This window comes from Aestuariibaculum marinum (genome assembly GCF_014596975.1).
GTDB lineage: Bacteria > Bacteroidota > Bacteroidia > Flavobacteriales > Flavobacteriaceae > Aestuariibaculum > Aestuariibaculum marinum.
Window position 1 is genome coordinate 173,561 of the sequence record NZ_JACVXD010000001.1, and the last position, 10,008, is coordinate 183,568.

6 protein-coding genes are annotated in these 10,008 nt (G+C 34.9%); 5 read left to right on the forward strand and 1 reads right to left on the reverse strand.

Annotated elements, in window-relative coordinates; genetic code table 11:
- Window positions 1-33 precede the first annotated feature (33 nt).
- Window positions 34-1,026, reverse strand: a complete 993-nt coding sequence (locus ICJ85_RS00760) for a BamA/TamA family outer membrane protein (RefSeq protein ID WP_241739464.1) — start codon at window positions 1,024-1,026, stop codon at window positions 34-36.
- 298 nt (window positions 1,027-1,324) lie between these two features.
- On the opposite strand from ICJ85_RS00760, the gene dnaK reads away from it, so the two are divergent.
- The 5 genes from dnaK (at window position 1,325) to ICJ85_RS00785 (ending at window position 9,953) form a co-directional block, all read left to right on the forward strand.
- Window positions 1,325-3,232 carry a molecular chaperone DnaK gene (gene dnaK / locus ICJ85_RS00765; protein ID WP_188221861.1) on the forward strand — a complete coding sequence of 636 codons (1,908 nt, stop codon included), beginning with the start codon at window positions 1,325-1,327 and terminating at the stop codon, window positions 3,230-3,232.
- 272 nt (window positions 3,233-3,504) lie between these two features.
- The gene (locus tag ICJ85_RS00770) at window positions 3,505-3,954 is read left to right on the forward strand and encodes a hypothetical protein (RefSeq protein ID WP_188221862.1); all 450 of its coding nucleotides are present in this window, start codon (window positions 3,505-3,507) and stop codon (window positions 3,952-3,954) included.
- Between the two features lie 343 nt (window positions 3,955-4,297).
- Window positions 4,298-5,608 carry a hypothetical protein gene (locus tag ICJ85_RS00775; RefSeq protein WP_188221863.1) on the forward strand — a complete coding sequence of 437 codons (1,311 nt, stop codon included), beginning with the start codon at window positions 4,298-4,300 and terminating at the stop codon, window positions 5,606-5,608.
- Between the two features lie 204 nt (window positions 5,609-5,812).
- Complete coding sequence (locus ICJ85_RS00780; protein WP_188221864.1) at window positions 5,813-7,252, forward strand: T9SS type B sorting domain-containing protein; 1,440 nt, start codon at window positions 5,813-5,815, stop codon at window positions 7,250-7,252.
- Between the two features lies 1 nt (window position 7,253).
- Window positions 7,254-9,953, forward strand: coding sequence for a PorP/SprF family type IX secretion system membrane protein (locus ICJ85_RS00785; RefSeq protein ID WP_188221865.1), 2,700 nt, complete (start codon window positions 7,254-7,256; stop codon window positions 9,951-9,953).
- The last annotated feature ends 55 nt before the right edge of the window (window positions 9,954-10,008 follow it).

A 10,008-nucleotide genomic window follows, 5' to 3' on the forward strand; every position in this document is an offset into this window, starting at 1 on the left:
TAAGTTGTATTAAAATTACAAATACTTTTTCAATTAAAATGCCTCGCCAATTCTGAAATAAATGCCCCAATCACCTTTACCCACAGCGGCATCAAGTCCGATATTAAATTTCATGCCGTCGAAAACATTGTAGCGGTAACCCACCCCAAATCCTGGATAGGCATCCCAGTCAAAATCCTCATTGGTCGAGCCGTAAATGGTAGCGATACCGGCAAAGCCTACCAGTCCCATTTTTCTGTTGAAATTATAGCGATATTCTCCTTGAAGTGAAATTAAGCCATCACCGCGGTATTTCCCTTCTGAATAGCCACGAATGTCTTTTCCTCCAATGGTTTCCTGTTGTTCAAATGGTACATCACCTAAACCAAACTGGCCTGAGAATCGCGCAGCAAGCACGTCGTTATTTTGGCGCATAGGGAAGTAGGTGTTGTAGTTAGAAATGAATTTATTGGCGCTATTTTCGTTACCAAACCATTCCGGATAGGTTATTAACCGAATTTGTGTGTTGATTCCTTTGGTTGGATAATATTGAGAATTTCTCGAGTCGTAAAGCATATTTAATTCTACAGCATTGGTTTTTGTTTTAGATGCAGGTTGAACATCGTCTTCATAAACCGTGTCAAAAAATGAATACGTATAGGTTATTCCGCCATAAAAAGATTCTGTGATTTTTCTTTTTACAGCAGCGCTTACCATTGTTGTGTTTGTGTCATAATCGTAAAAACCACTAACATCAACATCTTCCATAAAAAATTGCGACATATGATTACCTGTTGCACCAAAAAAAGCAACACGCCATTTATTCTCGTTAAAAAACCACCTGTTAAATACAGCTGCAAAGTACGAACCATTAGTTGTATATACTCCGGCAATTCCAGACATTGACTTAGGAGATATACTGTCATTAGCGTTTAACCTATAGTTTGCCATAGGAATGATGCCAAGCATAACTTTTAGATTTCGGTTGTAACTTAAGTAGGGCATAATTTTTAACTCAACCTTTTTTTCTTTCGTTGAGTCTTTCATTTTTTTAGAATTAGAACTGTCACTTTGGGCATTAACGATAGTGAAGCTCAGGGATAAAATAGATAAAAGGAGAAGTTTCTTAATCATTATAAGATAGTCAATAAGTTTAGTTCTAATATACTACCAATTTTGTAATTAAAAAAGTACAACAACATAATAGTCTTTAATAAAAGAATAAAGTTTTCAGGTGTTAATTTGCCATAGTGACATCATGTCAGTTTTTTTGAAATGGCATAATCATTGACTTTTAGTTATCGAATTTAAAAATGAACATTCAACACAATTAATAAAAAATATTATGAGTAAAATTATTGGAATCGATTTAGGTACAACTAACTCTTGCGTTTCTGTAATGGAAGGTAACGAACCTGTTGTAATCCCAAACGCAGAAGGTAAGCGTACTACACCATCGGTTATCGCTTTTGTTGAAGGAGGAGAAATTAAAGTTGGAGATCCTGCAAAACGCCAAGCAGTAACTAACCCAAATAAAACCGTTTATTCTATTAAGCGTTTTATGGGGAATAAATATTCTGAATCACAAAAAGAAGCAGAACGCGTACCATATAAAGTAGTAAAAGGAGATAACGATACACCACGTGTGGATATTGACGGTCGTTTATATACACCTCAAGAATTATCAGCTATGATTCTTCAAAAAATGAAGAAAACTGCTGAAGATTACTTAGGTCAGGATGTAAGTGAAGCAGTAATTACTGTACCAGCTTACTTTAACGATTCACAACGTCAGGCTACAAAAGAAGCTGGTGAGATTGCAGGTTTAAAAGTTCGTAGAATTATTAACGAACCTACGGCTGCAGCATTAGCTTACGGTTTAGATAAAAAAGGTACAGACCAAAAAATTGTTGTATTCGACTTTGGTGGTGGTACCCATGACGTTTCTATTCTTGAGTTAGGTGACGGTGTATTTGAAGTATTATCTACAGATGGAGATACACACTTAGGTGGTGATGATGTAGATGAGAAAATCATCAACTGGTTAGCAGATGAGTTTAATGCTGAAGAAGGTATGGATTTACGTAAAGATGCAATGTCTTTACAACGTTTAAAAGAAGCAGCTGAAAAAGCTAAGATTGAATTATCATCTTCTGCTCAAACAGAAATCAACTTACCATATATTACCGCTACCGCTTCAGGACCAAAACACTTAGTGCGTACATTAACACGTTCTAAATTCGAGCAATTAATCGACGATTTAGTAAAGCGTACTATTGCACCGTGTGAGTCTGCATTAAAAGCGGCTGGTTTAAGTAAAAATGATATTGACGAAGTTATTTTAGTAGGTGGTTCAACGCGTATTCCTGCAGTTCAAGCGGCTGTTGAGAAATTCTTTGGTAAAGCGCCAAGTAAAGGTGTTAACCCAGACGAGGTAGTATCATTAGGAGCAGGTATCCAAGGTGGTGTATTAACAGGAGATGTTAAAGACGTTTTATTATTAGACGTAACGCCATTATCATTAGGTATCGAAACTATGGGTAACGTCATGACTAAGCTTATCGAAGCTAACACGACTATTCCTACTAAAAAATCACAAGTATTCTCTACAGCGGCAGACAATCAGCCATCAGTAGAAATCCACGTGTTACAAGGTGAGCGTGCAATGGCAGCAGATAACAAAACGATTGGGCGTTTCCACTTAGACGGTATTCCACCAGCAAAAAGAGGAACACCTCAAATTGAAGTAACTTTCGATATCGATGCTAACGGTATTATTCACGTTGCCGCTACAGATAAAGCAACAAATAAAACTCAAGATATCCGTATCGAGGCATCTTCTGGATTAACAGAAGAGGAAATTCAAAAAATGAAGCAAGAAGCTGAAGCAAATGCTGAAGCTGATAAAGAAGCAAAAGAAAAAGCTGAAAAATTAAACGCAGCTGATGCTATGATTTTCCAAACAGAAAGTCAGCTTAAAGAATTTGGTGATAAATTATCTGATGATAAGAAAAAACCAATCGAAGATGCTTTAGAAGAATTGAAAAAAGCGTTTGAAACTAAAGATATCGCAGTAATCGATCCAGCTTTAGAAAAAATTAATGAAGCATGGAAAGCAGCTAGTGAAGAAATGTACAAAGCACAAGCAGAAGCTCAAGGTGGTGCTCAACCAGGACCAGATGCTAGTCAAAATGGACAAGCAGGTGATGAGTCTAGTGATGTGGAAGATGTAGATTTCGAAGAAGTGAAATAACACATTAGTTATCATTTATATTTTAAAGGCAGGTGTTTACCTGCCTTTTTTTATTTGTAATTTTTGGAGTGGTAGTAAGAAACGCGATAATTAATAAATATTTAATATTCAGTCGTGAGCAATTGTCTTTCTCTAGTGTAAATGGATTCTTAGCTTTTGGAGGAGTCGATTATTTGTGATATTTTGCTGTTAATTTTAAAAATATCGATAAAAAGCTTGTTTTTAACGATTAATTGCATATTTTTGTGGTATTCAATCCCTAAATGTTAACCATGAAAGTGAAAATTATTTTATTCAGTTTTAGTTTTTTCTTAGCAGTAGGCATAGGTCATGCCCAAAAAAAGAAAGATGAGGCACAAAATATTATCAGTGCAAAAGTGGCTATTAAGAAATATCATAGCAAGGATGAGCTAGATAGAATGCCAAAAGGTGAATTACTGGGGCTTTATACAGAGCGTATCGAAAGTTTGGTAAAAATGTTACCGTATATCGCTTTCGCAACAAAACCAGGAGTTACTATCGAATCTTTAGGAATACCTAATGATAAAGATAATAAGCACGCATTAGAGGATCAATTTAAATCTACTGATGAGTATTTAGAAAATACAGAGGAATTTAACAAAAGGTTTTTGCCATATTCAGATACGAATAGATTAATTTCGGCAATCATTTTTTATGAAGATATAATGAAATCGTTACACGAGTATAGCGAGTATAATTAATATTTGCATATTTATATAAATAAGGTCTTCGAGTTTGTTTACAAGCTTGGAGATTTTTTTTGAAAACGATTTATGTTTTTTTAGGAAAAATAGAAGAAATAAAGGGAGTTTAGGGAAGGGATTTGAATCGTTTTTTAATGTTTTAAAGACAAACAAGAATAGAAAAAGTTAATAAAATCAAAAATATATTACAAAACTATGCTGTTTAACGATATGAATTATCTTAAAATTTTGTTAAAAAGTGTATTTTAACGAAAAAAAAGGTATTTCATGGGATATTTTTATATTTTTGATATTATATTTGAAGTAAAATCTTATTAGTTTTAATCATAAAACCGTAACTATGAAAAACTTTACTCACTCAATATGGATATTCCTTCTTGCATTTGGGAGCTTATTTGCTCAGCAGGAAAAAGGAATTATAGGTACAGATAATTGGTTGTATGGATGGACAGATTTTAAATCCAACACAGCTGATTACGGAGAACCTACCCAAATATTAGCAGGAAACATTTCAGAAGATACTAAGTTAAGTAAACGCGATGTTTATTTGTTATTAGGTAATGTATTCGTTACCAATAATGCAACCTTAACTATCGAACCAGGTACCGTTATTTTAGGAGACTACGACTCTAAAGCAACCTTAACCGTTTCTAAAGGTTCTGCTATAATAGCAGAAGGCACGGAAACCGATCCTATTATTTTTACTTCAAACAGAAGTTTAAAAAGAGCAGGAGACTGGGGTGGTATTATGATTTTAGGAGATGCATCTTCAAACAAGTTTGGGAAAGGATCTGTGGTGTCTTACTATCATAATTTAAATTCTTCGTCTTACCCTTACATTAATTATGGAGGTGAAAATCCAAATAGTAATTCTGGTATTTTAAAGTATGTTAGAATTGAATACGCTGGAAAAAAATTAAGAAATGGTAATCACCTAAATGGTTTGTTATTAGCTAACGTAGGTAGTGAAACCGTTTTAGAGAATATTATGATATCTCATGCAGCTGGAAATTCTTTTGAAGTATGGGGAGGACAAGTTAATATGACTAAAATGGTGTCTTATCGTGCGAATAATAATGATTTTAAGTTTAATTTCGGAACTCAATCGCAGTTAAATAATTCATTAGCAGTAAGATCGCCTTATATTTCTTCAAGTAGTGCAGGCACGAGATGTTTATATGTTTCTTCTTTTGATGATATTGAAGATGTAGACTTTACAAAACCTCAAACAAGTGTTGTTGCTAAAAATCTAACGCTTCTAAATAATAGTGATGATTTGAAGGCAGACATAGAAAAAGGTTTAGTGAAAGAAGCTGTATATGTCGCACAAAGTGCTTCGTTAGATATGAATAAAAGTGTAATTTCCGGATTTAATCCTGCTGTAATTTTCGAAGATAAAATTGTAATCAATCAGGAAAATTTAGAAAAAATTAAGTTTACAGATATGTACTTCAATAACTGTAACGGAAACATATTTGTAGAGAATAATTCAAATAATGAAGATCTTGAAAACTGGTACGGAAACAGTGCGTTTTTTAATGTTTACTCTAAAAGTCAGAATTCTGAAACATTTATTGACTTGAAAAACGAAAGACGTCCAGATTTTAGATTGCGAATTAATAAAATTATAGCGTCAAACGAAAATGACTAGAAATAGTTAGGTGTAATTTGATTAAAATTTAATAAGAATATTATAGCTCTAGGTCTTTTAATCCCCATTTTACTATTAATATAAATAAAAAATTCTTTTGCTCAGCGGTTTTTATATAAATCCAAAGAGCAAAGAATTTTTTGGTAATAGCTTATAAAATAAGGTGATATTCTTTCTTGGAGTTTTATTTAAAAACGAATAGTAATGAGGAACTTTACTTTTATAGGCTTTATCGTTTTTCTTGTTGGGGTTGTTTTGTCTTCAAACGCTCAAACGATTAGTACGCCAAGTTTAGGGTTTACCCAGGCTTGTGCCAGTCCCTCATTCAATACATATTATACAACATTTAGTTTTTCAGCTGATATAGCGGCAAGCTCAAGTAATCAATTTACTATCGAGCTCTCCGATGCTTCCGGTAGTTTTGCTAACGGACAAGTTATTTTAACAACAAATGCTGGAGAATACACATCGTCACCTGCTACGGTTCAGTTTTCATTACCAACAAATACGGCGGGAGAATCCTATAAAATTAGAATAAAAAGTAGTGCTCCATCAGCAACAAGTGTTGGTTCAACTTCATTTCCTGCATATTATAAAATTCAGGATAGTCCCTTTACTATTAATAACTTAATTGGTTCAGCTGCGTTTTGTTCTGGAGGTAGTTATTTGTTAACCATTGACAATCCCGGATCTGGCGATAATGATTCACCTTTACAGTATCCTTCTTTAACCTTTAACTGGTATAAAGAAACAAGTGCAACAACATCAGAATTAGTGGGAACGGGAGAAACTTTCGCAGTAACATCGGCAGGAACTTATTTCTGTGAAACCAATTACGGATCGTGTACTTCAGATTCATATTCTAATCGTGTTACTATTTCCGAAGCTTCTTCAGGAACAACTTCAGAAATTAGTTCAAGTTTAGGAAACCCATATTGTTCTGCTGAAGGAGCAACAACTTTAAGCACTATAAATGCAGATGCATACCAATGGTATAAGGATGATAAAAAAATAGACGGAGCCACAAGTCAGACTTATGTAACAGATGAATCAGGAACCTATTCTGTGAGTATCGATTTAGGACAATGCTCTACAACCGCATCTATTACACTGGAAACTTCAGGCTTTACAAGTAGTATTGATGTCGATGAAACGAACTCTATTCAGGAAGGCGAAACTTTAACGGCTACTGTAATGACCACGGCAAACAACCCTACGTTTCAGTGGTATTTAAATGATGTTTTAATTTCAGGAGTTTCAGGAAATAGCTATGCTGCTTCCGAAACCGGTGATTATAAGGTAGTTGTTACACAAACCAGTGGTTGTGCGGCTTCTGAAGAATTTTTGTTTTCTCTTGTTGTGACAGAACCATTCCCAGATGTGTCTAATATTCCAAATATCATCAGTCCAAATGGAGATGGTATTAATGATACCTGGGTAATCCCTGTAGAGTATACCAGTGGCTCAGATACCGAAGTGGTGATTATGAGTGCTCAAGGAAAAATAGTTCATCAAAGCAATAACTATTTAAACAATTGGCCTGAAAGCCAGATAGATTTTAACGAAATAAATTCAGTGTACTATTACATTATAACAACAGCAAGTAATGCTGTAAAAAAAGGTTCCATTACGGTAGTAAAGTAATATGAGTAAATATTTATTACATATCATTTTATTTTTAGCGACAACGCAATTTTTCTATGCTCAGGAAAATGGTGTTGTTGCCTTGGTATTACCAGTAAGAACATCTTTAAAGTTTAATAAATATGCAATAAACCCTACGTTTAGTTTTGTTCGAGAGCAGAATAAGTACATTACGTTTACTAATAAAAGAGAATGGGTACAGTTTGATGATGCTCCTCAAACCTATTTATTCAGTTATTCTGGAAGATTTGCCGAAAATAGAGGAATGGGGATCGGTTTGTTTCAGCAAGACTATGGGGTTCTAACAACCTTTGGAGGTATTGTAAACTATGCTTATAATGTGGTTTTAGATCGCGATAGTAACTTAACCTTTGGGGCTAATTTAGGATTTTACCAAAGTGGAATTAATGAAGGTCGTGTGGTTTCAAACTATTCCGATCCTGCCTTACAAAACATCCCAAATAATTCTATTTTAACTTTAAACCCTGGAATTAACTACGGAACAACATTTTTAGATTTCGGATTAGCTATCAATAATATTGTTGCCTACAACTTAAAATCATCTAGTCTTTTAGAAGAAAATCCTGAACAAGGTTTGCAAGCACATGTGATGTATACTGGTTTTATGGATAGTCGCGGTTTTTTTGATGAAAGTAAGTTCAGTACGTTAATACAATCTGAGTTTAAAAAAGATAAAACCATTTTATCTGGTTTAGTCATGATTGCGGTTCCTAAAGGAATTTGGGCACAGGCGGGTTATAATACATTGTATGGTATGTCGGCTGGACTAGGAATTAATATTAGCAATCAGATTGCAATTGAATATAATTATGAAAAAGCTATGGGAGATTTGTCCACTTTCGGAAATTCTCACGAGTTCACTATTGCTTACAAGTTTAAAAAGCGATACCGATATAATTATAGTGATGAAGAGCAGGAGGAAGCGCTTTTAATTCAAGACAAGCGTACCAGACAAATTGCGGCAAGGCGTAAGGCTAATGCAACTACAACTAAAGTAGATCGAGAAGCATTGGCGGCAAAACGAGCCGAGGAAAGAGCATTGGCTCAGGCCAGATTAGATTCTATTACGCAGGCAAAAATAGAATTACGAGCAAAACAAAAAGCTGCGGCTGCAGAGCGAATAGAGGAAAGAAAACGTGCTAATAACGATACTAACGGAGCTAATATAGCACAAGCTGTAATAGCAACTGAAGTTGTAGCAAATAAGGACGATAAGGAGACTGAAGAAGCAGCAAGGTTGAAAGCAGAGCAAGAAGAGCAAGCGCGATTAGCTGAAGCAGCAAGGTTGAAAGCAGAACAGGAAGAGCAAGCTAGATTAGCTGAGGCCGCAAGACTGAAAGCAGAGCAGGAAGAACAAGCTAGATTAGCTGAGGCCGCAAGATTTAAAGCGGAACAAGAAGAGCAAGCCAGATTAGCTGAGGACGCAAGATTGAAAGCGGAGCAAGAAGAGCAAGCTAGATTAGCCGAAGCGGCAAGATTGAAAGCGGAACAAGAAGAACAAGCTAGATTAGCCGAAGCAGAAAGGTTGAAAGCAGAACAAGAAGAACAAGCTAGATTAGCCGAAGCAGAAAGGTTGAAAGCAGAGCAGGAAGAACAAGCTCGATTAGCTGAGGCAGCAAGGTTGAAAGCGGAACAGGAAGAGCAAGCCAGATTAGCTGAAGCGGCAAAATTGAAAGCGGAACAGGAAGAGCAAGCCAGATTAGCCGAAGCAGCAAGATTGAAAGCAGAACAGGAAGAACAGCAAAGAGTCGCTGCAGAAAAAGTTTCAGAAGTAACAGAAACAGGTATTGTTTTCCCGGAACCGGAAGATTCTAATACAGATGAGTTATTAACGGTTACAAAATTGGCTTTAGAGACTCAAAATGTTCAAAAGCAATTAATGATTCAATTAAATGAAGTTTTAATTATCAAAGAAAAAGATTTAAAAGATTTAAAGAAAGAAAATGATTTAAGCGAACAGGGTATTGTTAGTGCACCAAAACCGTTTAAAAGTTTAAGCGCTGAAAATGCAAGATTAGAATCTATCAAATTACAATTGGATAATGAGATTAAATCTCAAGATGAAAAAATTATTGAGCTTGAAGCCCTTTACAGTACGAGACTTAAAGAGGTTAGAGATAAGCGTGACGAAACAAATATGTTCTATTCAAGAACAATTAAGGCTTTAAAAGAAAATCAATTTCAAACGATTCGAGCTAGAGAAAACGTGCTTGATAAGTTTGAAAGTGTAAGAGAGGCAACAGAAATAGAACGTAAACGTAGAATTAAACGCGCGTTGTATGATAATGAGGAAGACAGATATAATAAAGATCGAGCAGCATTAAGTTCTATCAAGAAGTTTACTAAGCCAAGTCAGCTACCTTTATCAGAAAAAGATTTTGATTATGGCGAAGAGTTAACCGGTAATATTAGAATTGTTAAAGATGTTAAACATGTTGAAAGTGGTTATTATCTTGTTGTCGCAGTTCATACCGATGTAGCAAAAAGAGACCAGTTCTTACAAAGAGCCATAGAAGCAGGAGAAACTAATATTGACTTTTTCTTCGATGTGAATACAAGTAAATATTATATTTATTATGATAAATTTGATAGCGTTGAAATGGCAAAAAGAGCATTAGATAACAAAGGACCTGAACCATTAAACAGTAAAATGTCAATGGTAAAAATTGAAAATAATTAGTAAATAAAATAAGCCCAACATGTATAACACTGTGCCCCAATTAGGTGTTATAGAT

Bases quoted from the DNA above. Each gene is read 5' to 3' on its own strand.
- ICJ85_RS00760 (WP_241739464.1), bottom strand. From the start codon at position 1,026: ATGAAAGACTCAACGAAAGAAAAAAAGGTTGAGTTAAAAATTATGCCC.
- dnaK (WP_188221861.1), top strand. From the start codon at position 1,325: ATGAGTAAAATTATTGGAATCGATTTAGGTACAACTAACTCTTGCGTT.
- ICJ85_RS00770 (WP_188221862.1), top strand. From the start codon at position 3,505: ATGAAAGTGAAAATTATTTTATTCAGTTTTAGTTTTTTCTTAGCAGTA.
- ICJ85_RS00775 (WP_188221863.1), top strand. From the start codon at position 4,298: ATGAAAAACTTTACTCACTCAATATGGATATTCCTTCTTGCATTTGGG.
- ICJ85_RS00780 (WP_188221864.1), top strand. From the start codon at position 5,813: ATGAGGAACTTTACTTTTATAGGCTTTATCGTTTTTCTTGTTGGGGTT.
- ICJ85_RS00785 (WP_188221865.1), top strand. From the start codon at position 7,254: ATGAGTAAATATTTATTACATATCATTTTATTTTTAGCGACAACGCAA.